This window comes from Sphingomonas sp. (assembly GCF_023266535.1).
In the GTDB taxonomy this organism is placed as follows: Bacteria; Pseudomonadota; Alphaproteobacteria; order Sphingomonadales; family Sphingomonadaceae; genus Sphingomicrobium.
Map to the genome: position 1 here is coordinate 1 of NZ_JAHFPY010000030.1, position 22,690 is coordinate 22,690.

Sequence of the window (22,690 nt, forward strand, 5' to 3'; positions counted from 1 at the left end):
TGGTCGACGGCGTCGGTCAGCAAGCCGCCCTGGTCGTAGCCGACATAGCCCGGCGGCGCGCCGATAAGCCGGCTGACCGAATGGCGCTCCATATATTCGGACATGTCGAACCGCTGCAGAGGAATACCCATGACCGAGGCGAGCTGCCGCGCGACTTCGGTCTTGCCGACACCGGTCGGGCCGCTGAACAAATAATTGCCGATCGGCTTGTCGGGATCGCGCAGGCCGGCCCGGCTGAGCTTGATTGCCGAAGCGAGCTTTTCAATCGCCAAATCCTGGCCGAACACGACACGCTTCAAATCCGCTTCCAGCGTTTCGAGCACCCGCTTGTCGTCGGTCGATACCGACTTGGGCGGGATGCGCGCCATGGTCGCCACCACCGCCTCGATTTCCTTGGTGGTGATGGTTTTCTTGCGACGCGACGGCGGCACCAGCATCTGCATCGCCCCGACCTCGTCAATCACGTCGATCGCCTTGTCGGGCAGCTTGCGGTCGTGGATGTAGCGGGCGCTGAGCTCGACCGCCGACTTGATCGCATCGGTGGTGTAGCGGACGCCATGGTGCTGCTCGAACGACGAACGCAGGCCGGCGATGATCTTGATCGTGTCCTCGACCGTCGGCTCGTTGACGTCGATCTTCTGGAACCGGCGCAGGAGGGCGCGGTCCTTTTCGAAATGGTTGCGGAATTCCTTGTAGGTGGTCGAGCCGATGCAGCGGATCGTCCCCGAAGAGAGGGCAGGCTTCAGCAGGTTCGACGCGTCCATCGCCCCGCCACTGGTAGCGCCGGCGCCGATCACCGTGTGGATTTCGTCGATGAACAGGACCGCGTGCGGCAGCTTCTCCAGCTCGGTCACGACCGATTTCAGCCGCTCCTCGAAATCGCCGCGGTACCGGGTGCCGGCCAGCAGCGCGCCCATGTCGAGCGCATAGATCACTGCTTCCTTGAGGACATCGGGGACGTCGCCCTCGATGATCTTGCGGGCGAGGCCTTCGGCGATCGCGGTTTTGCCGACGCCCGGGTCGCCGACATAGAGCGGATTGTTCTTCGACCGGCGGCAGAGGATTTGCACCGTGCGATCGACCTCCGGCATGCGCCCGATCAGCGGGTCGACCTTGCCGGCCCTGGCCTTGTCGTTGAGGTTGACGGTGAACTGCTGGAGCGCGCTTTCCTTCTTGTCGCTCTTGCCTTCTGTCTTCTCCTCGGTGCCCTGCGGCGGAGCCGGCTCGACCGAAGCTTCCCCCTTGCCGACGCCATGGCTGATGTAGGTCACCGCATCGAGGCGGCTCATATCCTGTTGCTGCAGGAAATAGACGGCGTAGCTTTCGCGCTCGCTGAACAGGGCGACCAGCACATTGGCGCCGGTGACTTCATCCCGGCCCGAGGACTGAACATGGAGGATAGCGCGCTGGACCACCCGCTGGAAACCGCTGGTCGGGGTCGGGTCGGTGGCGCTGTCGGCGACCAGGGCGCCGAGCTCATTGTCGAGATAGTTTTTGACGGTCGACTTGAGCTCGTCGCGGTTGACGCCGCAGGCGGTCATCACCTGGCTGGCGTGGGTGTCGTCGACCAGCGCGATCAGCAGATGCTCGAGCGTCGCATATTCGTGACGGCGCTTCGATGCCTCGCCGAGGGCATTGTGCAGGGTGGTCTCAAGTTCGCGAGCGAAACTGGGCATTCGGATACTCCATGCCCACCGGGGAGCCGGCGGGCTCGATTCCCAATGTTGGCCGCTTCGGCGCGGCAATCAAGGGCAAAGGGTGGCGGCGATTGCGCAACCCGTCGCTTATGACTTCTTGAACAGCTCGTCGGCGGCGCTGCGGTGGCGGGTGGCGTCGGACATGTGCTGCTCGACCCGGGCGATTTCGCCCTTGAGCAGCTCGATCCGCTCCTGCAGCTCATTGATCGAAAGGGGGCCAAGGTCCTGCTTGGTGACCTGGGTCAAAGGGTCCTGCGGCCGGCTGGAAAAGAAGTCATCCTCGTCCATGCCGTGCAGCGTTGACCGGTAGCGCGCCCAAGTCAATAAGTCGCCGCGGTCGAGCGATTGAGGGCGCCTATGACGGACATCATCCCGGATGTGATGCGCGTGGTCGACATTGCCGCGCCCGGCGGTCCCGAGCGGCTTCGCCTGGCATCGAGGCCAACGCCGCGTCCCGGGAAAGGAGAGGTTCTGGTCAAGGTGGCCGCGGCCGGGGTCAACCGGCCCGACGTGCTGCAGCGGATGGGCGTTTACCCGCCGCCGCCGGGTGCCAGCGACATCCCCGGCCTGGAGATTGCCGGAACAGTGGTCGCGGCGGGCGAGGGCGCCGCTCAGCTGATCGGCAGCCGGCAATGCGCCCTGGTCGCGGGCGGCGGCTATGCCGAATATTGCGTCGCGCCAGCCGGAACCTGCCTGCCCGTGCCAGAAGTGCTTAGGATGACCGAGGCGGCGGCGATGCCGGAGACGCTGTTCACTGTGTGGGTCAATCTGTTCGAGCGCGGCTTCGCCGCCGAAGGCGATACGGTGCTGGTTCACGGCGGCACCAGCGGCATCGGCACCATGGCGATCAAGCTCGGCACCCTGTTCGGGCTGGAGGTGATCGTCACCTGCGGCAGCGACGAGAAATGCGCCGCGGCGATCGAGCTCGGCGCCGCCCATGCCATCAACTACCAGACCACCGACTTCACCGACGCCGTCCAGCGCTGGACCGAGGAGAAGGGGGTGGCGGTCGTGCTCGACATGGTCGGCGGCGACTATGTGCCCAGGAACCTCGCTTGCCTGGCCGACGACGGACGTCATGTTTCGATCGCTTTCCAGCGCGGGCCCAAGGCGGAAGTGTCGATCGTCGACATCATGCGCCGGCGGTTGACCCTGACCGGCTCGACGCTCCGCGCCCGCGAGCCGGCCTTCAAGACCATGGTCCGCGACGAAATCCTTGAAACCGTCTGGCCCTATGTCGAGGGCAATCGCCTGAAGCCGGTGATGGACGAGAGCTTCCCGCTCGAGGAGGCCGCCGCCGCCCATGCCCGGATGGAGTCGGGTGACCATGTCGGCAAGATCGTGCTAGTGCTCGGCTGATGAGCGGGCTGATCCTCCATGAAGATTGCCGGTCAGGCAATTGCTACAAGATCCGGCTGACCGCGGCGCACCTCGGCATCGAGCTGGAGCGCAAGAACTACGACATTTTGAAAGGCGAGACGCGTACGCCCGAATATCTGCGCGACGTCAACGCCAATGGCCGCATCCCGGTGCTGCAGGATGGCGACCGCTTCCTGCCAGAAAGCAACGCCATCTGCTTCTACCTGGCCAACGGCAGCAAGCTGATCCCCGATGGCCATTTCGACCAGGCCGACATGCTGCGCTGGATGTTCTGGGAGCAATATAGTCACGAGCCCAATATCGCCACGCTGCGCTTCTGGCTGCGGTTCATCGGGCTCGATGCGCTGACCGACGCGCAGCGGATGCAGATCACCGGCAAGCGCGAGAACGGGCTCGCCGCGCTCGACCTGATGGACCGGTACCTGGCGGACAGGAAATGGTTTGTCGCCGACCAGTTCAGCCTCGCCGACATCTGCCTGTTCGCTTACACCCACGTCGCCGACGAGGCCAATTTCGACCTGGAAGCCTATCCGGAGATCATCCGCTGGATGGAGCGGATCATGACCATGGACGAGCATGTCGGATTGGACGATTAGGGCGCCCGCTTAGGCGCCCTAGCTTCCCTAATTTCACGGGTTCGGCCAAAAGTCTCAAAAGTCTCACCGGCCACGCGCGCGCGTTAGCCGGTGACGCGGCCCAGGCCGTCGCGGGTATAGGTGAATTTCTTGGCGAGCCCGGTAGGCGGCCGGGCGATAATCGGGAGTTAGTAAGGCCAATATCGGTTACTGTCACCGTAATCCTCGTCTTCGACGCCGGAATTCTACGGTTTGCAAAATATCACGCATTACGCAACGAGATCAGCAGCAGATGCGTGAAGAGCACTGATCCATTTATTACAACAGCTGTTTTCAGATCAACTGGTAAGAAAATAAACACAAACGAACCTATCCACCCGTAGAACGCATACCTCGCGATTCTGTCTCTACCGGACGTAGAACGAGGCGACCAGAGCCATAGCGGGCTCTCGCCATTCCTAGTTTCTCTCAAAGCATAGTAGATATGAATTATGCATCCTACGAGTATAACAGAGATCGTAGTCAAAATTTTTACGAGCACGTATTTGATCCAATCGTATCTCCAACTGATTCACCTAGTGGTGTTCCAGATTCGTTCTGAAATCTGTCTGTATAGTGCCCTCGCTCGTTTCTAAGTTGGCCCGGTTTAACTGGGATTAGAGGGATTTAGAGGGATTACGGTGACAGTTTACTAAATGCACAAAACTATCCCGGCGCCGCGAGGCGAACCGGAGATACGCAATAGCATGTCCCCGGTTCGACGCTAGGCCAGCGAAATGTTCGACCCAGCCGAGCTGCGTCACCCACCACTCTCCGCTTGCCCTGACCCTCGCTCGGGATTAGAGGCGCATCCAACAGCTGGCCGCTCCTTCGGTGGGGCGGCCGTTCTTGTTTTTGGAGAATAAGCATGGCCCAGCCGCTCATGCCGCATGCGACCGCTTCCTGGCTGGTCGAAAATACGCCCCTCAGCTTCTCGCAGATCGCCGATTTCTGTGGCCTGCACGTGCTCGAAGTGCAGGCGATCGCCGACGATACGGCCGCCACCAAGCTGACCGGGCGCGACCCGATCCGTTCGGGCGAGCTGACCCATGAGGAAATCGAGAAGGGCCAGGCCGACGCCGACTATGTGCTGAAGATGCACAAGGCGCCGGACCCGGTCACCCGCACCAAGGGGCCGCGCTACACGCCGGTGTCGAAGCGGCAGGACAAGCCCGACGGCATTGCCTGGATCATCCGCAATCATCCGGAAGTGTCGGACGGGCAGATCTCCAGGCTGATCGGCACGACCCGGACGACGATCGCCGCGATCCGCGAGAGGACCCACTGGAACATGGCCAATATCCAGCCGAAGGACCCGGTGACCTTGGGCCTGACCAGCCAGCGCGAGCTGGATGCGGCGGTGGCCAAGGCGCAAAAGGCGGCGGGCACGGTCGCGCCGACCGACGAGCGGCTGGCCAGCGACCGCGAGGCGCTGATCGTGCAGCTTCGCGCCGAACGTGACCAGCATCACCGCGACGTCGAGGCGGCGATGGCCGCCGAGTTGGCTGGCGAGCAGCCGTCGGACGAGATCGTCCCCGGCATCAAGGATCCGTTCAAGCGTTGATTTGGCGCCGTCCGACGGCCAAGGTTGAGCCATGGATGCGAACGAAATCGAGAATCTGAGCTTCGAGGCGGCGCTGGCCGAGCTCGAGCAGATCGTGCGCAGCCTCGAGCAGGGGCAGGCGCCGCTCGATGAATCGATCGAGCTCTACCAGCGCGGCGACCGGCTGAAGCGGCACTGCGAGGCGCGGCTGAAGGCGGCGCAGGCGCGGATCGAGCAGATTGCGCTCGGGCCCGATGGCCAGCCGCAGGGCGTAAAGCCATTCGATGCCGGGCCGCCCGGTGCTGCTTGAGGCCGGCGTGTCGGCGGCGGAGCTCGGACTAGAGGCCAACCGCATCGCTTCCAGGGTCGAAGCGGTCTTCTCGCACTATCTGCAAAGCTCCGGAGACGGCCGCGACCGGCTGTTCGAAGCCATGCGCCATGCCGGGCTCGGCGGCGGCAAGCGGATTCGGCCGCTGCTGACCTACGCCACTGGCCGGCTTTTCGGGATCGACGAAGACTGCAGTGTCCGCGCCGGCGCGGCGATCGAGGCGATCCATGTCTATTCGCTGATCCACGACGACCTACCGTGTATGGACGATGATGATCTTCGCCGCGGCAAGCCGACCATTCATCGCGCCTATGACGAGTCGACGGCGGTCTTGGCCGGAGACTGTTTTCACGACCTGGCGTTCGAGATTATCGCCGATCCGGCGACGCACGAGGACCCGTTCGTCCGATCGGAGCTGGTCATCGAGCTGGCCCGGGCTTCCGGGCCGCAAGGGATGGCCGGCGGACAAATGCTCGACCTCGTGGCCGAAGGGCAGGAGCTGGACATCGGCGCGATCACCCGGTTGCAGCAGCTCAAGACCGGCGCATTGATCGAGTTCGCGGTCGAGGCGGCCTGCATCATGGGCCGAATGCCTCCCGAGGCGCGGACGCCCTATCGCGGCTATGCCCGCGACATCGGGCTCGCCTTCCAGATCGCCGACGATCTGCTCGACCATGCCGGTGACGAAGTGGCGGCGGGCAAAAGGCTGCGCAAGGACGAGCGGGCCGGAAAGGCGACCTTCGTGTCGCTGCTCGGGGAAGAGCGGGCGCGCGCCCAATGCGCGATGCTGGTCAACCAGGCGATCGAGCATCTCCAGCACCATGGAGCCGAGGCCGACCTGCTGCGCGCGGTGGCCCGCTATGTCGAGGAAAGGGATCGCTGATGGGGGGCAGGGAAAGAATCGGCGTTTATCCGGGGACGTTTGACCCGATCACGTTCGGCCATCTCGATATCATCCGGCGCGGCGCGCACCTGGTTGACCGGCTGGTGATCGGCGTAACCACCAATCCGTCGAAGGAGCCGATGTTCACGGTCGAGGAGCGGATGCAAATGGTCCGCCGCGAAGTTGCGGACGTCGCCGGCGTTTCGGTCGTCGAATTTGACTCGCTGCTGATGGACTTCGCGGAATCGCAGGGTGCGACCCTGATTCTGCGCGGCCTCAGGGCCGTCGCCGACTTTGAATATGAGTATCAGATGGCCGGCATGAACCAACAGCTCAATGACCGCATCGAAACGGTCTTCCTGATGGCGGACGTGTCGTTGCAGCCGATCGCGTCAAGGCTGGTGAAAGAAATCGCCCGCTATGGCGGAGCAATCGACAAGTTCGTGACGCCGGCGGTGGCCGCCGATGTTGCCGAGAAGCTGAAATAGCGCTGGCGCCGGGCAAGGTGCTGCGATAGTCGGGGCCGCATTGGGGGTTTGGGGAGTGAAAATGAGCAAGACCTTGTTCGCGTTGCCTTTTCTGGCGTTCACGCTGATTGCCGCCAAAGACCCGCCGCCTCCTCCGCCCAAGCCGCTGGTGTCGCTGACCGCGCCGGTCGAGGTCGCCGCGGACCCGGCCAACAAATGGACGCTTGAATTGTCGAACGGCGGCAAGGTGGTGATCCAGCTGCGGCCGGACGTCGCACCGCAGCACGTCTATCGCATCCAGCTGCTGACGACGCAGGGCTTCTATAACGGACTCGCGTTTCACCGGGTCATTCCGGGCTTCATGGCCCAGGGCGGCGATCTCAAGGGTAGCGGTGAAGGCGGCTCGACGCTGCCGGACCTCCAGGCCGAGTTCAACGACCTGCCGCATATGCGCGGGGTTGCGTCGATGGCGCGGGCCGAACAGCCAAACAGCGCCAACAGCCAGTTCTTCATCATGCTCGCCCCGACCTTCAAGCTCGACCATCATTACACGGCGTTCGGCCGGGTGATCGAAGGTATGAACTCGGTCGACGGCATTGCCGTCGGCGAGCCGCCCGAGCGCCCGACCCGCATTGTCCGTGCGTCGATCGGCGGGCCGCTCCCCGCGCCGCCGGTAGTGGTGGCAGCGGCGCCGGCGCCGGCGCCAGAAGCCGCACCGCCAGCCACCCCGCCGGCTGCCGTTCCGGCTGCAACACCGGCCACGGACACGCCTGCGGCACCTCCCGCCGTCGAGGCGCCCGTGCCCGCCACGGCTGACCCGGCGGCGACGCCTCCTCAACCGGCCGTGGATGGACCGGTGCAAGAGGCTCCGACTCCTCAATAGGCCAATAATGCGCGTCGACCTCTTCGACTTCGACCTACCGAACGACCGAATCGCCCTACGCCCCGCGCGTCCGCGCGACGCGGCGAAGATGCTGTTGGTCGAGAGAGACGCGCTATCCGATCGCGGCGTTCTCGATCTGTCGGACATTCTTCGGCCGGGCGACGTATTGGTGTTCAACGACACGCGGGTCATCCCCGCTCAGCTCGAAGGTAGAAGAGGGGAAGCGCGGGTCGGAGCGACGCTCCATAAGCGCGCAGACCTGAGGAGCTGGTGGGCCTTCGTCCGCAACGCCAAGCGGGTGCGTGACGGCGATGTGATCGAGTTCAGCTCCGGGGTGAAGGCGAGCGCGGTCGAGCGCGACCCGGAAGGGGCGATCCTGCTTCACTTTCATGGGGACGAGCCGGTCGAGCTGCTGCTCGAGCGGGCAGGGGAGATGCCGCTGCCGCCCTACATCGCCGGCAAGCGACCGACCGACGACGCTGACCGCGACGACTATCAAACGATGTTCGCGCGGGAGTCGGGCGCGGTGGCCGCGCCGACCGCGGCACTGCATTTCACCGACCGGCTGATCGCAGCGCTCGATGAGCGCGGCGTGCAGCGCGAAATGCTGACCCTCCACGTCGGGGCGGGCACCTTCCTGCCGGTCAAGGCCGACGACACCAGCGCCCACCGGATGCACAGCGAATGGGGCCGGATCGACCAGGCCACCGCTGACCGGCTCAATGCGGCGAAAGCCAGGGGAGGGCGGCTGATCGCGGTTGGCACGACCTCGTTGCGACTGGTGGAAAGCGCCGCCGGTGACGACGGCAAGGTGCACCCGTTCGAAGGCGACACGGCGATCTTCATCACGCCAGGTTACCGCTTCAAAGCAGTTGACGGTCTGATGACCAATTTCCACCTGCCCCGATCAACGCTGTTTATGCTTGTCTCGGCCCTGATGCGCCTGGAGACGATGAAGAGGGCTTATGCCCATGCGATTGAGCACGGGTACCGCTTCTACAGCTACGGCGATTCTTCCCTGCTGCTACCCTAGGCGGCCTTCGCGTCGGGCCTGGCTTCCGGAACGCCGCCCAGCCAATGGCTGAGGTCGCGGCCGATGACCCGCGAAAGCAGGATCACGTCATCGCGATGCCGCTCGATGATTTCCTGCCGCACGATTGGATCCAGCGGCTGGCGGCTGGTCTCCACCTTGTTCCACTCGAGCAGCCGCGTGCGCAGGCGGAAAATGGCCGCCAGCACCGGGCTCGCCTTGGCGCCGACCTTCTTTTCGCGCTTGTGGAAATGCTCGCCGGCCAGGGCGGTGCGGATCGCCTTGGGCGGCCGCTTCATCAGCCGCTGAAGCCAACCGATGCGGATCGTCTTGTTGGTCCGCTGCGGCTCGAAATCAGTCCCCTCCCAAGGTTCGATGCCGAGGAAGCGGCAAAGCTCGCGGTAGGTGCCCTGCGGTTCGCGGTTCAAATCGTCGAACAGGACGATGTGGCAACGTTCGCGGCCGACGGCGGCGAAGAAGCGTTCCACGTTCGCTCCCAATTGGCCCGCCCAGTCGTAACGCAGCCAGCGCGGATCGACCGCCCGCTTGGGTAGCGACTTGCCTTGGGCGCGATCGGCAATCCTGGCCCAGGCCTTGGGGAATTCGCGGATGGTCTCGTCGCCGGTAACCAGCAGCCGGGCATGGAGCGACGGCAGCATGGATAGCGGATCGCGCAGCGCGATTACGAACCTGGCCTGGGGCCAGAGCTTGAGGATCGTCTCCATCCGCTCCGGAGCGTAAAGATAGGTGACCGAGCCCTCGGCATAGAGCTTGGGATGGCCCTCGCAATGGCCGAAGAAGCGCTGCCAATATTCTTCCTCGACGACGGCCCGGAGTTCATCCTCAGACAGGGCAGCCACTTCGTCGTGCGAGAAGAAATGCGGTTCCTTTACTGCCGAAAAGCAGACGTCGGGATGTTGCTGCAGGAAGCTCGCCAGCGTGGTCGTGCCGCACCGGGGAGCGCCGACGATGAAGGCGAAATGCGACTGGCTGTCGAGCGGCTTGAACATGGTGCAGCGCCTAGGGGTAGATTGCGGCGGGAGTCAGGCCGCGAAATAGCTCCAAAGCAGTCGCGCCGTGAGCCCCACGGACAGGATAACCAATAGCGGACGGATCAGCCGGGCGCCGAACCGCATCGCCGTGTGGCTGCCAATCCAGCCGCCGGCCATGGCACCCGCCGCCATGCACAGGCCAAGTAGCCAGAACATCTTGCCGCCGATGGCGAAAAAGATGACCGACGCGACATTGCTGGTGAGGTTCAGCAATTTGGTCAGCGCTGTCGCGCGGGTGAGACCCAGGCCGCGCAGGCCGACCAGCGTGGCGGTGAAGAAGCTACCCGTGCCTGGCCCGAAAAAGCCGTCATAGGCTCCGATCGCCGCACCGACCGGCGAATAGCCCCGCGCGCTGATCCGCTGGTGGGCGTCTTCGTCGCTCATCCGCGGGCTGACGAGGACATAGACGGCGACCACCACCAACAGCAGCGGGATGATCAGCGACAGCGCTTTCGTATCGATCGTCTGGACGATGATGACGCCGACCGTGGCACCGGCGAAAACCAGCAGGACGGTCAACAAATTGGCCCGCCAGTCGACCAGCCCCTTGCGCGCATAGTTGGAGCAAGCGACGCCAGTGCCGAACATCGACTGCAGCTTGTTGGTGGCCAGCGCGTTGATCGGCGGGATGCCGGCCGACAGCAGCGCCGGCATCATGATCAGTCCGCCGCCGCCGGCGATGGCGTCGATGAAGCCGGTCAGGACGGCGGTGGCGGTGAGGGCGGCATAGACCCAGGGCTCGATCATGGATGGGCCTGTAGCGGCGAGCATGTGAAGCCGCTAGGGAGCGCGGCCAATGACCCGCTTCCAGTTCGACATCCATGCCGCCGACGGCAGCGCGCGTACCGGCACCATCACCATGCAGCGGGGCGAGATCCGCACGCCGGCGTTCATGCCGGTCGGCACCGCGGCGACGGTCAAGGCGATGAAGCCGGAAGCCGTGCGCGCAACCGGTGCCGACATCATCCTGGGCAATACCTATCATTTGATGCTGCGCCCCGGTGCCGAGCGGGTCGCCAGGCTCGGCGGGCTGCATCGGTTCATGAACTGGGAGCGCCCAATCCTGACCGACAGCGGCGGTTACCAGGTGATGAGCCTTAGCGAATTGACCAAGGTCAGTGAGGAAGGCGTGGCGTTCGCCAGCCACCTCGACGGCAGCCGGCACATGCTGTCGCCCGAACGGTCGATGGAAGTCCAACGGGCGCTCGGCAGCGACATCGTCATGGCGTTCGACCAGCTGGTTCCGGCGACCGCCACGCGTGACCAGGCGGCAGAGGCGATGGAGCGATCGATGCGCTGGGCAAAACGGTCGCGCGAAGGATTTGACGGCGGCGGCGACCACGCGGCCAAGGCCGCGCTATTCGGAATCCAGCAGGGCGGGCTCGACGAGCCGCTGCGCAAGGCGTCGGCAGATGCGCTGATCGACATCGGATTCGACGGCTATGCCATCGGCGGGCTGGCGGTGGGCGAGGGGCACGAGGCGATGTGCGCGGTGCTCGATTATGCGCCCGGCCAGCTGCCCGAGGGCAAGCCGCGCTATCTGATGGGGGTGGGTAAGCCCGACGACATCGTCGAGGCGGTGCGGCGGGGCGTCGACACGTTCGATTGCGTGCTGCCGACGCGCTCGGGCCGCACCGGCCAGGCCTTCACCGCCGACGGACCGATCAATATCCGCAATGCGCGCTTTGCCGAGGACCAGGGTCCGCTCGACCCCGATTGCGGCTGCCCGACCTGCTCCAGTTACAGCCGGGCCTATGTCCATCATCTGGTGCGCTCAGGCGAAATCCTCGGTGCGATGCTGATGACCGAGCATAATCTGAGCTTCTACCAGCGGCTGATGCAGGGATTGCGCGATGCAGTCCGCGAGGGGCGCTTTGCGGCGCACGCCGCGGCGTTTCTCGATCGCTACCGGAAGGGAAGAGCGGCGGCTTAAACCGCGCTGAACGACAGGAAGCCGGGGACCGGCCCGTTCCAGCCGCCCTTGTCTTCGCGCGCCGGTTCGGGGGCTGGTTTGGCCTTGGCGACGACCGGCTCGGCGCGCTGACTTTCCTCGCGCTGCGGCCTGGGTTCGGCCTTCGACCGTGAACGGCCACGGCCCTTGGCCGGCCGCTCCTCGCGTCGCGGTTCTTCGCGCCGGGGCTCATCAACCGGAGCGGCTTCGGCCTTCTCGCCGTCGGCCCGCGGTAGCTTGATGCCGGTCAGCTTCTCAATCGCCGCGACTGCTTCGCCATCCTCGCGCGTCGCCAGCGTGATGGCGATGCCCTTGGCTCCGGCGCGGCCGGTGCGGCCGATGCGATGGATATAGTCGTCGGGCTGCCACGGCACGTCGAAATTGACGACATGGCTGACACCTTTGACGTCGAGCCCGCGCGCCGCGACGTCCGAGGCGACGAGGATGTTGATCTCGTCCTTCTTGAACCGGTCGAACTCGGCGATGCGGTCGCTCTGATCCATGTCGCCCTGGATCTGGCCGACGGCGAAGCCCGAGCGCTTGAGACTGGTGTAGAGCTCGCGAACCGTGGTCTTCTTGTTGCAGAAGACGATCGCGTTCTTGAACTCGTCGCCGCGCAGGATGGTCCGCAGCATATCGCGCTTCTTGTCGCCGCGGGTGACAATCAGCCGCTGGTCGATGTTAACGTTCGCCGTAGCAGGACGGGCGACCTCGATCGTCTTGGGATCGGTCAGGAACTTGTCGGCCAGCTTCTTGATCGGCGGCGGCATGGTCGCCGAAAACAGCAGGGTCTGCCGCGCCTTCGGCAGCTTGGTGCAGATTTCCTCAATGTCCGGGATGAAGCCCATGTCGAGCATGCGGTCGGCTTCGTCGATCACCAGCAGGTTGCAGTCGTTGAGCATGATCTTGCCGCGGCTGAAAAGGTCCATCAGCCGGCCGGGCGTGGCGATCAGCACGTCAACGCCTTTCTCCAGCGCCTTGACCTGGTCGCCCATCTGCACGCCCCCGATCAGCAGGGCCATCGAAAGCTTGTGATATTTGCCGTATTTCTCGAAATTCTCGGCGACCTGGGCGGCGAGCTCGCGGGTCGGCTCGAGGATCAGCGAGCGCGGCATACGAGCCCGGCTGCGGCCTTCGGCGAGGATATCGATCATCGGCAGGACGAAACCGGCGGTCTTGCCGGTGCCGGTCTGGGCGATGCCGATCAAATCCTTGCCCATCAGGACAGAGGGGATCGCGCCCTTCTGGATGGGAGTCGGGACGTCATAGCCGCTGTCGGTGACAGCGCGCAGCAATTGGTCGGAAAGGCCGAGATCGGCAAAAGGCATCAATTAATCCGGAAAAAAGTGAAGGCGCGTCCGCAGCATTGCGTCGCGCCGTGGGCGCGCTACAGGCGAGAGGGGCAAAATGTCAAGGTGAGACCATGGTTTAGCGGTTGGCTTGCCTATATTGCGGAACCAGCGTCCGGAATTTCTCGATACGGCAGCTGCCGCCGGACCGGATGCGGATGGTCTCGCGCTTGGCGCAGATATAGTCGTCATCGGGCTGCAAATAGAAGCTGTCGTAGAAATCGAGCGCCGGGCAGTCGCTGTCCATCTTGGCCCGCACCCGCTGCCGGTTCCTGAGCACGAAATCGATCGAAGACGGCCCCGACAACATCGCGCCGGCGAGCATGTTCGCCGGGATGCACTTCGGCCCTTTATGTTCGACCCATTCGATCGGCGAGACGCGCGGCCGGATCGGGATGCGAAAAATGACCTCGTCCTGGACGATGACCCGGCGCACGACCGGCGCGTCACCCGGCGTCTGTTCGGTGCTGCCGAACAGCGCCGAAAAGAGGCTGAAGAGGGCGAAGAACGTCATCTGCCGGAGACCATATCGGTCAGCGGTCTAGCGGCAAGCGTTGAATGGCGGATTAACTTGGGTTGAGGTCGCCAACAGGGATGATTTTTCAAGCCCCGCAAACGGCTTGCGCTCCGCCCCCCCTGCCACTAGAGCCGGGCCCGCAGTTTTCCGCAGGCCGGCCGGAGGAGGTTTCCCGGGCCAGCCCGCCCCAACAAACGGAGTCGATCCCATGGCGAGCCAAGCGCCGAACATGTTGCCGCTTTTGTACAATGGCCTTGAGCCGCTCAACCGGAACAGCCACGCCAATTTCAAGGTTCGCCGTCTTGGCGGGCTCGACCGGGTGGCCGGCGCTCATGCCATTCCGGTGACGGTCGACGAGTTCGCCGTGGCCCAGCGCCATTTCCCGATCGTCTTTTCGACTGGCGACAACAGCATTCCGATCGCGCTGATGGGCCTGCACGAGGGCACCAACACCTTCTTCGACGAGAAGGGCGAGGCGCGTGAGCCGAACATCTATATCCCCGCTTACCTGCGCCGCTTCCCGTTCGTGCTGGCCCGCCTGCGCGAGGACAGCGACGAACTGTCGCTGTGCTTCGACCCGACGTCTGGCGCGGTTGGCGAGTTCGACGAGGGCGAGGCGCTGTTCGATGGCGAGAATCCGTCGGAGGCGACCAAGGCTGTCCTGCAGTTCTGCGAGCAGTTCGAACAGGCCGGTCACCGCACCCAGGCGTTCATGAACGAACTCAAGGAATCGGGCCTGCTGATGGACGGCGAAGTCGCAATCCAGCCCGAGGGTGCCGACCAGCCGTTCATCTATCGCGGCTTCCAGATGGTCGATGAGGAAAAGTTCCAGAACCTGCGCGGCGATGAGCTCAGGAAGCTCAACCAGAACGGCGGGCTGGCGCTGATCATGGCCCACCTCTTCTCCCTGTCGGTGATCCGCGAGATTTTCGGTCGCCAGGTGCAGCAAGGAACCGGCCCGGTCGGGTTCCGCGAGCCGGCCACCGCCGACGCGTGACGCCGATGCGCGCAATTGTGCGCAACGGTCATTGAAACGAAACAGCCAAGGCCCACATCGGGGGAGCGCCGCGTCCGGCTGGCTCCCCTTCAGCCGCGGCACGGTTGCACGCACCATCGGTGCGTCCTCCCTGACTTCCAGCCGTCCAGGCATCGCCTGGGCGGCTTTTTTATTCAGCCGCCTCGCGCATCTGGCTGGCGAGCAGTGCTTCGCCCAAGCGCTTCGCCAGCGCTTCGATCAGGGATGCGATCCGGTCGAAGCCGTGACCAGCATTGCCATCACGGTCGAGATAGAGCGACCGGTCGAATTCCAGCTGCAGCGCATGGACGCCGGTGGCCGGCCGGCCATGACGGGCAGTGATCGCGCCCCCGGCATAGGGATCGTTGAGCGCCACCCTGAGGCCGGCGCCGCGAACGATCCGCATAGCTTCGGAACTGAGCCATCCCGCAGCCGACGCGCCATGCCGGTCGCCGATCACCACCTCGGCCGGGGCGTTGCGGCGCGAAGGCATAGAATGGCAATCGAGTAGCAGTGCCTCTCCGTGCCGCGTCTTCAGGGCCTCCAGGCCATCCGCCAGCGCTTGGTGAAAGGGCCGATGGACCTCAACGATCCGGCGCTTGAGCTCCGCGCGGTCGATCGGGCGTCGCCACAGTGCACCATGGCGATGCGTTCGCGACGGGATCAGCCCCAGGCCATGGCGTGCGCGCGGCCCGATCGGGGTCGGGCCAATCCCATCGATCGCCGCCGGGTCCAGCTCATCTTCGTCACGATTGCAGTCAATCACCGCCCGCGGCACCGGCTGGACCACGCCGCCAATTCCGGCCGAAATCGCGCGCCACGCCAGCCGGTCGACCAGCGGGTCCTCCAGCGCCTGCAAGGCCGCCAGCCCATGGACGGCGTTGGCCATCAACGCGGGATCATAGTCGCGCCCGCTATGGGGCACCGAAAGCAGCACCGGGAGGGAACCGCGAGGCGGGTGAATGATCGGGGAAGGATAGCGGCCCATGTGCAACACGGACTGCTTAACCGTGCCAAATACGGACAGCAATCGGCTCAAGCGCTGGCGGCGGCTGGAAAATCTTAAGCTAGAAGTGCATAGAAGGCCCCAAGATGATCAGGATCCTCCTCGCCGAAGACGACACGTCGATGCGCGAATATCTGCAGCGTGCGCTTCAGCGCGTCGGCTATGAGGTCGAATCGGTCGGGTGCGGAACCGAGGCGATGCCGCTGCTCGAGGCCGGCAAGTACGACCTCCTCCTGACCGACATCGTCATGCCGGAAATGGACGGGATCGAGCTGGCGCAGAAGGCGAGCGCGATCGATCCGGCGATCCGCGTGATGTTCATCACCGGCTTTGCCGCGGTAGCACTGCAGGGCGGCCGGACGGCACCGGAGGCCAAGCTGCTGTCGAAGCCGTTCCACCTGAAGGACCTCGTCGCCGAGGTCGACCGGCTGTTTCAGTCCGAGGATCAGCACGGCCGTCTCTAATCACCGCGCTCGGGCGCTTCTAACAGCACCTAACCCCCTTGCGGTAAGCGATTTCGGCCCTTAAAGGCGCGCTTCCAGATGTCGCCCGAACCAAGCTTCGGATGACCCCGGTGGGCGTGTAGCTCAGTGGTAGAGCACTGTGTTGACATCGCAGGGGTCGCAAGTTCAATCCTTGCCACGCCCACCATTATCTCCTTTCAAAATAGCTACTTGGAAAGCGGCGGGCTCCACCGCGTCATCGGCGGGTGCGGTGAAACTGCGGTGAAAGTGCTTGGAGAACGCCCCGTTTGGGCTCGCAAGGTGATGCATGCCGATGGGTCATGCCGGCATCTCCGTCAGCTCGCCTTCGCCCCTTGTGGCTCTCCTGCTCCTTCGCAGCAGCAGGTAGCCGGCCGGAATGACCAGCATCGACAGGAGCGGAGCGGTAATCATGCCGCCGACCATCGGCGCTGCGATCCGACTCATGACTTCCGACCCGGTTCCCTTGCCGATGAGGATCGGGAACAGGCCGGCTAGGATCACCGCCACCGTCATTGCCTTGGGGCGGACACGAAGGAGCGCGCCTTCGCGAACGGCCTCGGCGATCTGCTGCGGGGTCGGGTTTGGCCCTCGCGCATCAAGCGCGTGCCTCAGATAGATCAGCATGACGACGCCGAACTCGGCGGCGACGCCGGCGAGAGCAATGAAGCCGATGCTGGTTGCGACCGATTGGTTATAGCCGAGCAGATAGAGCAGCCACAGCCCGCCGGTCAGCGCGAACGGCAGTGTCGCCATGATCAGCGCAGCTTCATCGAACCGGCGGAACGTCAGGTAGAGCAGGAAGAAAATGATCAGCAACGTCGCGGGTATGACCCATTGCAGCCGTTCGAGGGCACGTTGGAGAAACTCGAAATGCCCGGTGTAGGCGATGCTGATTCCTGGCGGCAGCTTGACCATCCGGTCCAAGGACCGCTGCAGGTCGCCAACCACGGTGGTCAGCGGCCGCCCGCGCGCATCGATATAGATCCAGGTGACCAGCCGTCCATTCTCGCTGCGGAGCATCGGCGGGCCTTCCATGACGCGAATGTCGGCAACCGTGCCCAATGTGATCTGCTGACGTGACGGCGTCAGAACTGGCAGGTTGCGGATCTTGTCGATGCTGTCGCGGACTTCGCGCGGATAGCGGACATTGATCGGATAGCGCGCGAGCCCTTCGACCGTCTGACCGATTGTCTCGCCGCCGATCGCGCTTGCGACTACCGACTGCACGTCGTTGACATTGAGTCCGTAGCGGCCGGCGGCCAGGCGATTGATCTGGACGTCGATATAGCGTCCGCCTGACAGCCGTTCGGCCAATGCCGAATAAACGCCCGGCACATTCTTCGCGACGCGCTCGATCCGCTGGGCAGTGCGGTCGATGTCCTGCAGATTGGAACCAGACACCTTGATACCGATCGGGCTCTTGATGCCGGTGGACAGCATCTCGACGCGGTTTCGGGTGGGCGGGATCCAGAAGTTGGCAAGTCCTGGCACTTTGACCGCGCGGTCGAGTTCCTCGATGATGTTGGCCGGCGTGATCCCCGGCCGCCATTGAGCGCGCGGCTTGAAGCGGATCGTCGTTTCGAACATTTCGAGCGGGGCGGGGTCGGTGGCGGTGTCGGCGCGGCCGGCCTTGCCGAACACGCTCTCGACCTCCGGGACCGTCTTAATGAGACGGTCGGAGAGTTGGAGCAACTGCGACGCCTTGGCGGTCGAGATACCTGGGAGCGCGGAGGGCATATAGAGCAGGTCGCCCTCGTCCATCTGCGGCATGAACTCTCCGCCCATCTGGCTGATCGGAATGATTGAAGAGGCGAATACCAGCCCGGCGATCACCAGCGTCTTTGTCGGCCGCTTCAGGACCCAATCGATCGCAGGCTGGTAGATTTTGGTTAGCCAGCGGTTGATCGGGTTGGCATTTTCGTCGGGGATCTTGCCGCGAATCAGGAAGCCCATCAGCACGGGGATCAGCGTGATCGAGAGGATCGCCGCGCCGGCCATGGCGTAGGTCTTGGTGAAAGCCAGCGGCGAGAACAGCCGTCCTTCCTGTCCCTGGAAGCTGAACACCGGGATGAACGACAGGGCGATGATCAGCAGGCTGAGGAATAGCGCCGGCCCGACCTCGATCGAGGCATTGGCGATCAGCTTCCACCGCGCCGCGCCGGGCATTTCCTTGCCGGGATGCTCGTGAGCCCATCGTTCCAGATGCTTGTGGGCATTTTCGATCATCACCACCGCGGCGTCGACCATCGCGCCGATGGCGATGGCGATGCCGCCCAAGGACATGATGTTGGCGTTTACCGCCTGCAACCGCATGATGATGAACGCGAACAGCACGCCCAGCGGAAGTGTGATGATCGCGACCAGCGCGGATCGTGCGTGCCACAGGAACAGCCCACACACGAGCGCGACAACGATGAACTCCTCGATCAGCTTGCTGGTGAGGTTCTCGACCGCGCGGTCGATCAGGCTCGATCGGTCGTAGGTCGTGACGACCTCCACACCGGGCGGAAGGCTGCTTTTGAGCTTGTCGAGCTTATCCTTGACGCCTTCGATGACTTCGCGGGCGTTCTTGCCTGAGCGCATGACGATGATCGCGCCGGCGACTTCGCCCTGGCCGTTGAGTTCGGCCAGGCCGCGGCGCATGTCCGGGCCGACCTGGATCGTGGCGAGGTCGCCGAGTTGGACGGGAATGCCGCCGGTGGCAGTCTTGACCGGGATCGCCCGGAAGTCGTCCAGGCTTTGTAGATAGCCGGTGGCGCGGACAATAAATTCGGCCTCGGCCATTTCCAGCACCGAGCCGCCGGTTTCCTGGTTGGCGCCACGCAGCGCCTCAATGACATTTTGATGTGTGACACCGTAAGCGGCGAGCTTGGTTGGATCGACGACAATTTGATACTGGCGGACCATGCCGCCGACGCTGGCGACTTCGGCCACGCCGGGAACAGTCTTCAGCTCATAGCGCAGGAACCAGTCCTGCAGGCTGCGGAGCTGCGACAGATCATGGCGCCCGGATTTGTCGACCAAGGCATATTCGTAGATCCAGCCGACACCGGTCGCGTCCGGCCCCAGCGAGGCCGTTGCCCCGGGGGGTAATCGCCCCTGCACCTGGCTCAAATATTCGAGGACCCGCGAGCGCGCCCAATATTGGTCGGTGCCATCGTCGAACAGCACATAGACGAAGCTGTCGCCGACGAAGGAGTAGCCGCGCACTACGCGCGCGCCAGGCACCGACAGCATTTGCGAGGCGATCGGGTAGGTCACCTGATTCTCGACGATCTGCGGCGCCTGACCGGGATATTGGGTGCGAATGATGACCTGGACGTCCGAAAGGTCGGGCAGGAAGTCGACGGGCGTTGTCTTGACCGCGAAAAATCCGGCCACGACCAACAGCAACGATGCGAACAGGATGAAGAAGCGGGCGCGGATCGCGCCGTTGATGATGCGCTGGATCATTTGCTTGCCGCCTCATCGATCGGCCGCGCCGGGATTCCTGTCAGCGTTGCTTCGGAGTCGAGTAAAAACTGTCCCGAGGCCACCACCCGCTCGCCGTCGCGCAGACCCGCCAATATTTCGGTCTGGCCGCCGGACTCTCGCCCGGCGCGAACTTCGGCGGGTCGGTAACGTCCCTTGTCTTCCGCCAGCATCACCAGTGTCCGCTGGCCGGTGCGAATGACGGCTTCGGTCGGGACGAGGATTGCGGTTTGGGCGACCTCGCCCAGCCGCACATTGGCAAACATCCCCGGCCGCAAGCGGCCACCGGAATTGCGCAGCTCGATGCGCACCGTGAGGGTTCGGCTGTCCGCGTTGGTAGTCGGCAGGATGCCGATAATCCGGCCGCTGAAGCGATCACCTGGAAAGGCGGTCAGTTCGGCGCTGGCCGACTGGCCGAGCCGGATCTCGCTCGCTCTGGCTTCCGGGACTGCGGCGTTCAACCAGACCGTGCCAAGCCCGGTAACCTGGGCCAGACTCTGCCCGGCGCTGACCGTCATGCCAGGGCGAACGTCGATCGACTGGATCGCTCCGCCCAATGGCGCTGTGATGGTAACGATGTTGTTGGGTCGGCCGCTGCGTTCGACGCTTGAGATCAAGCCATCCGACATGCCCAGCAGCCGCAACCGCTGCCGTGCAGCCGCCGTATAGGCGGGATTCCCGAGCTTCCGAACGGCGAGATATTCGGCCTGCGCTCCACCCCATTCGGGGATCAGCAGATCGACGATCGGCGCCCCCGCCGGGATGACGTCGCCTGGCGCGCGGTGATAGGTCCGCTGCACGAAACCGCTCGCTCTCGGCTGGACGATCGCAACTTCGCGCTGGTTGAAGTCGATGGTGCCGACTGCGTCGACACGGCTTTCGAGCGTTCCGATGCGCGCAACCGCAGTCCGGAGGCCAAGGTTCTGCATGGCCGACGGATCGATTGTCACACCAGGCTCACCGCCCCCGCCCTCGCCGGCATATTTCGGGACGAGCTCCATATCCATGAAGGGTGACTTGCCCGGCTTGTCGAACTTCTGGTTCGGAAACATCGGGTCGTAATAGTAGAGGACTTCCTTGCCGTCCGTGGTCGAGGACGCGGTCGGGACTTCACCGCCGCCTCCCCCAGAGCTACCGAGATAATAGCCGGCCGCGCCGCCGATAAGCGCAATCGCGGCAGCGGCTGCCCCCAGCCGCGCGCGCATGGTTCTATCGAGCTTCATTGCTGTTCGCTCCCGTAAGTCAGTTTGATCATGACGGCTCCGCGCACGGTTTCCGCCTCCCGATCGAAGAGGTTGAGTTCGGCTTCCGCCGCATCGATTGTCGAGGTTAGCGCCAGGCCAAGGTTGAGCTGGCCCGCCTCATAGCTGGCGAGGTCCAGCTTCGCCCGTTGCTCCGCCAGCGGGACGATCGTGTCCTTTGCGCGAGCATATTGGGCGTAATGTTTGGCATGCTCGGCCAGGTCGGTTTCCAGCTGTGCTTTGAGTTCGCGCAGCGCCGCCTCGCGTTCGAGGCGGGCGCGGTCGACCTCGCGTGCCCGCGCGGCGATGACCGGGTCCTGCCGCCTGCTGGCAAAGATTGGCAGGTCGATGGTCACTCCCACCGACAAAAGATCGCCAAAGCGGGGAGCGCGCTTTCCGTAGGACACGCCGACCGACCAGTCGGGGCGCTTGTCGGCGCGTGCCAGCCGCACATCGGCCTCGGCCAGACCAGTTGCCGCGTCGAGGCGGCGAAGGCTGGGCAGGCTTTCCAGGTCGGCAGCCAGCGCGTGATGATCGATCAACTGCTCAGGGACGGGGCCACTCGTGTCCGGCGAAGGATCGCCTGTGAAGCGAACCAGGGTGGTGAGCGCCTTGGCGATATCCGCTTCGATGGCCGCGCGGCGGTCCGCCACATCCGCCTTCAGCTGCGCCGGCCGGATCGCGTCCGACGGCCGCGCGCTGCCGGACGTCAGCCGCGCTCCCACGGTGGCGCTCAAATCATCGATACTCTTGTCGAGTTCGGCCAGCACCTTCAGCTTTCGCTTGGCAAAATAGAGGTCGATCCACGCCAGCCCCGCAGCGATGCGCACGCCCTGCGCCTCAACACCAACGCCGGCTTCGGCGGCAGCAATGTCGGCCTGTGCGCGACCCACCCGCGCTCGTCGCTTGGCCGGATTTGGGAAGTCCTGGCTCACGCCGACCCGAAGCATAGTGAAGTCGTCGGCCAGCGGATCGAAGGCGTTAGGGCCGGTGACGGGGTAATCCTGGACGCCAAGCTGCAGCTTCGGGTCCGGCAGCTGGTTCGCGGTCGATGCCTTCAACCGCTCGGCGTCAACCTGGGTGGCGCGCGCCTTGATGCCTGGCGAGAAATGGCTCGCCAGCTCAATCGCCTGGTCAAACGTTATCGGCTCGGCGCGCGCAGTGCCGGCAATTGCAAGCAGCAGCGCGGTGCACCCACTCCGGAGTGCCAGTGTAGCTGTGCGGTTGGATCGTCTGGTCATCCCGAGCTCCGGACCAGCGAGCTCTGTCGCGTCCGGCTGCCTCAGATCCAATATGCGGTCATCGGCGCCCACAGCCTCACGCCGAAAAGGTATGGGGTGGATGATTGGTGGGGCGCTCATCACGGCTGTTGCCTTGCAATCGAGGAGATGACGAAACGGCCGCCCTCTTGGCGGAAGGCAAATGCCACCCGGTCGCCTAGGTCGAACCCAGCCAGCTGGGTCGGTTTGGCCGCGAATGTCATGGTCATCGCTGGCCAACCGAGGCCCTCAATCGGACCATGGGCGATCGTCACCTTGTCGCCGGTGATTGATTGAACGGTGCCGGTGCCGGAAAAATTCTTGGCCTCGGTATTGGGGGTCGGACTGGCGGCGGCATGTCCGCTTTCTGGGACGGGGCTATACTTCTCGCCGCATGCGACAAGGAGAAGCGCCAGCGCCAGCGCGCCGGCCGATCGGACTACATTCATTGTTCTTCACCATCTTCAGCTTTGCACCGGGGGCTCCCGGCCAACGGCAGCGACAAGGCGCGCGGGCGCA

The 22,690-nt window shown here is 64.3% G+C and carries 22 protein-coding genes and 1 tRNA gene; 12 read left to right on the plus strand and 11 right to left on the minus strand.

What is annotated here, in order from left to right; translation table 11 throughout:
* Together Q0C64_RS06260 and Q0C64_RS06265 are read right to left on the minus strand one after the other, a co-directional pair.
* On the minus strand, positions 1 to 1,676 hold a 1,676-nt coding region (locus Q0C64_RS06260), incomplete at its 3' end, for an AAA family ATPase (protein WP_294121622.1).
* Between the two features lie 108 nt (positions 1,677 to 1,784).
* A complete protein-coding gene (locus tag Q0C64_RS06265) occupies positions 1,785 to 1,985 on the minus strand; it encodes a DUF1192 domain-containing protein (protein WP_294121624.1) in 201 nt (66 codons plus the stop codon).
* Positions 1,986 to 2,054: 69 nt separating this feature from the next.
* On the opposite strand from Q0C64_RS06265, the gene Q0C64_RS06270 reads away from it, so the two are divergent.
* The 8 genes from Q0C64_RS06270 (at position 2,055) to queA (ending at position 8,828) form a co-directional block, all read left to right on the plus strand.
* Positions 2,055 to 3,056 (plus strand): NAD(P)H-quinone oxidoreductase, encoded by a 1,002-nt coding sequence (locus Q0C64_RS06270; RefSeq protein WP_294121626.1) that lies wholly within the window; start codon positions 2,055 to 2,057, stop codon positions 3,054 to 3,056.
* Entirely contained in the window at positions 3,056 to 3,673 is a 618-nt protein-coding gene (locus Q0C64_RS06275) for a glutathione S-transferase family protein (protein ID WP_294121628.1), read from the plus strand. Before Q0C64_RS06270 ends, Q0C64_RS06275 begins: the two co-directional genes overlap by 1 nt.
* A gap of 886 nt (positions 3,674 to 4,559) precedes the next feature.
* Positions 4,560 to 5,255: a DUF1013 domain-containing protein gene (locus Q0C64_RS06280; protein ID WP_294121630.1), complete on the plus strand. Its 696-nt coding sequence runs from the start codon at positions 4,560 to 4,562 to the stop codon at positions 5,253 to 5,255.
* Between the two features lie 31 nt (positions 5,256 to 5,286).
* A complete protein-coding gene (locus Q0C64_RS06285) occupies positions 5,287 to 5,544 on the plus strand; it encodes an exodeoxyribonuclease VII small subunit (RefSeq protein ID WP_294121633.1) in 258 nt (85 codons plus the stop codon).
* Positions 5,519 to 6,445 carry a farnesyl diphosphate synthase gene (locus Q0C64_RS06290; protein ID WP_294121635.1) on the plus strand — a complete coding sequence of 309 codons (927 nt, stop codon included), beginning with the start codon at positions 5,519 to 5,521 and terminating at the stop codon, positions 6,443 to 6,445. Before Q0C64_RS06285 ends, Q0C64_RS06290 begins: the two co-directional genes overlap by 26 nt.
* Positions 6,445 to 6,933, plus strand: a complete 489-nt coding sequence (coaD, locus tag Q0C64_RS06295; protein WP_294121637.1) for a pantetheine-phosphate adenylyltransferase — start codon at positions 6,445 to 6,447, stop codon at positions 6,931 to 6,933. The genes Q0C64_RS06290 and coaD overlap by 1 nt, the downstream gene beginning before the upstream one ends.
* Before the next feature lie 61 nt (positions 6,934 to 6,994).
* A complete protein-coding gene (locus Q0C64_RS06300) occupies positions 6,995 to 7,795 on the plus strand; it encodes a peptidylprolyl isomerase (protein ID WP_294121639.1) in 801 nt (266 codons plus the stop codon).
* Between the two features lie 7 nt (positions 7,796 to 7,802).
* Positions 7,803 to 8,828, plus strand: coding sequence for a tRNA preQ1(34) S-adenosylmethionine ribosyltransferase-isomerase QueA (gene queA, locus Q0C64_RS06305; protein ID WP_294121642.1), 1,026 nt, complete (start codon positions 7,803 to 7,805; stop codon positions 8,826 to 8,828).
* Here the strand turns inward: queA and Q0C64_RS06310 are convergent.
* Together Q0C64_RS06310 and Q0C64_RS06315 are read right to left on the minus strand one after the other, a co-directional pair.
* Entirely contained in the window at positions 8,825 to 9,835 is a 1,011-nt protein-coding gene (locus tag Q0C64_RS06310) for a sulfotransferase (protein ID WP_294121644.1), read from the minus strand. The two genes, queA and Q0C64_RS06310, sit on opposite strands and share 4 nt — an antisense overlap.
* Before the next feature lie 33 nt (positions 9,836 to 9,868).
* Complete coding sequence (locus Q0C64_RS06315) at positions 9,869 to 10,624, minus strand: TSUP family transporter (protein WP_294121646.1); 756 nt, start codon at positions 10,622 to 10,624, stop codon at positions 9,869 to 9,871.
* Between the two features lie 49 nt (positions 10,625 to 10,673).
* Between Q0C64_RS06315 and tgt the strand changes: the two genes are divergently transcribed.
* Positions 10,674 to 11,810, plus strand: a complete 1,137-nt coding sequence (gene tgt / locus Q0C64_RS06320) for a tRNA guanosine(34) transglycosylase Tgt (protein ID WP_294121648.1) — start codon at positions 10,674 to 10,676, stop codon at positions 11,808 to 11,810.
* Here tgt and Q0C64_RS06325 read toward each other — a convergent pair.
* Together Q0C64_RS06325 and Q0C64_RS06330 are read right to left on the minus strand one after the other, a co-directional pair.
* On the minus strand, positions 11,807 to 13,156 hold the full coding sequence (locus Q0C64_RS06325) for a DEAD/DEAH box helicase (protein WP_294121651.1): 1,350 nt from the start codon (positions 13,154 to 13,156) through the stop codon (positions 11,807 to 11,809). The two genes, tgt and Q0C64_RS06325, sit on opposite strands and share 4 nt — an antisense overlap.
* Before the next feature lie 100 nt (positions 13,157 to 13,256).
* A complete protein-coding gene (locus Q0C64_RS06330; protein ID WP_294121654.1) occupies positions 13,257 to 13,691 on the minus strand; it encodes a hypothetical protein in 435 nt (144 codons plus the stop codon).
* Between the two features lie 211 nt (positions 13,692 to 13,902).
* Here Q0C64_RS06330 and Q0C64_RS06335 point away from each other — a divergent pair, with 211 nt between their 5' ends.
* Positions 13,903 to 14,691: a SapC family protein gene (locus Q0C64_RS06335; RefSeq protein WP_294121656.1), complete on the plus strand. Its 789-nt coding sequence runs from the start codon at positions 13,903 to 13,905 to the stop codon at positions 14,689 to 14,691.
* A gap of 169 nt (positions 14,692 to 14,860) precedes the next feature.
* On the opposite strand, the gene Q0C64_RS06340 is transcribed toward Q0C64_RS06335, so the two are convergent.
* Entirely contained in the window at positions 14,861 to 15,748 is an 888-nt protein-coding gene (locus Q0C64_RS06340; RefSeq protein ID WP_294121658.1) for an N-formylglutamate amidohydrolase, read from the minus strand.
* A 53-nt stretch (positions 15,749 to 15,801) separates the two neighbouring features.
* Between Q0C64_RS06340 and cpdR the strand changes: the two genes are divergently transcribed.
* Together cpdR and Q0C64_RS06350 are read left to right on the plus strand one after the other, a co-directional pair.
* Positions 15,802 to 16,179: a cell cycle two-component system response regulator CpdR gene (cpdR, locus tag Q0C64_RS06345; protein WP_235066997.1), complete on the plus strand. Its 378-nt coding sequence runs from the start codon at positions 15,802 to 15,804 to the stop codon at positions 16,177 to 16,179.
* Between the two features lie 112 nt (positions 16,180 to 16,291).
* Positions 16,292 to 16,366: transfer RNA gene (locus tag Q0C64_RS06350), tRNA-Val, on the plus strand.
* A gap of 131 nt (positions 16,367 to 16,497) precedes the next feature.
* On the opposite strand, the gene Q0C64_RS06355 is transcribed toward Q0C64_RS06350, so the two are convergent.
* The 4 genes from Q0C64_RS06355 to Q0C64_RS06370 form a co-directional block, all read right to left on the minus strand.
* A complete protein-coding gene (locus tag Q0C64_RS06355) occupies positions 16,498 to 19,653 on the minus strand; it encodes an efflux RND transporter permease subunit (RefSeq protein WP_294121667.1) in 3,156 nt (1,051 codons plus the stop codon).
* Entirely contained in the window at positions 19,650 to 20,894 is a 1,245-nt protein-coding gene (locus tag Q0C64_RS06360; protein ID WP_294121670.1) for an efflux RND transporter periplasmic adaptor subunit, read from the minus strand. Before Q0C64_RS06360 ends, Q0C64_RS06355 begins: the two co-directional genes overlap by 4 nt.
* Positions 20,891 to 22,153 (minus strand): TolC family protein, encoded by a 1,263-nt coding sequence (locus Q0C64_RS06365; RefSeq protein ID WP_294121672.1) that lies wholly within the window; start codon positions 22,151 to 22,153, stop codon positions 20,891 to 20,893. Before Q0C64_RS06365 ends, Q0C64_RS06360 begins: the two co-directional genes overlap by 4 nt.
* A gap of 119 nt (positions 22,154 to 22,272) precedes the next feature.
* Positions 22,273 to 22,620 (minus strand): copper-binding protein, encoded by a 348-nt coding sequence (locus Q0C64_RS06370; protein ID WP_294121674.1) that lies wholly within the window; start codon positions 22,618 to 22,620, stop codon positions 22,273 to 22,275.
* Between the last annotated feature and the right edge of the window lie 70 nt (positions 22,621 to 22,690).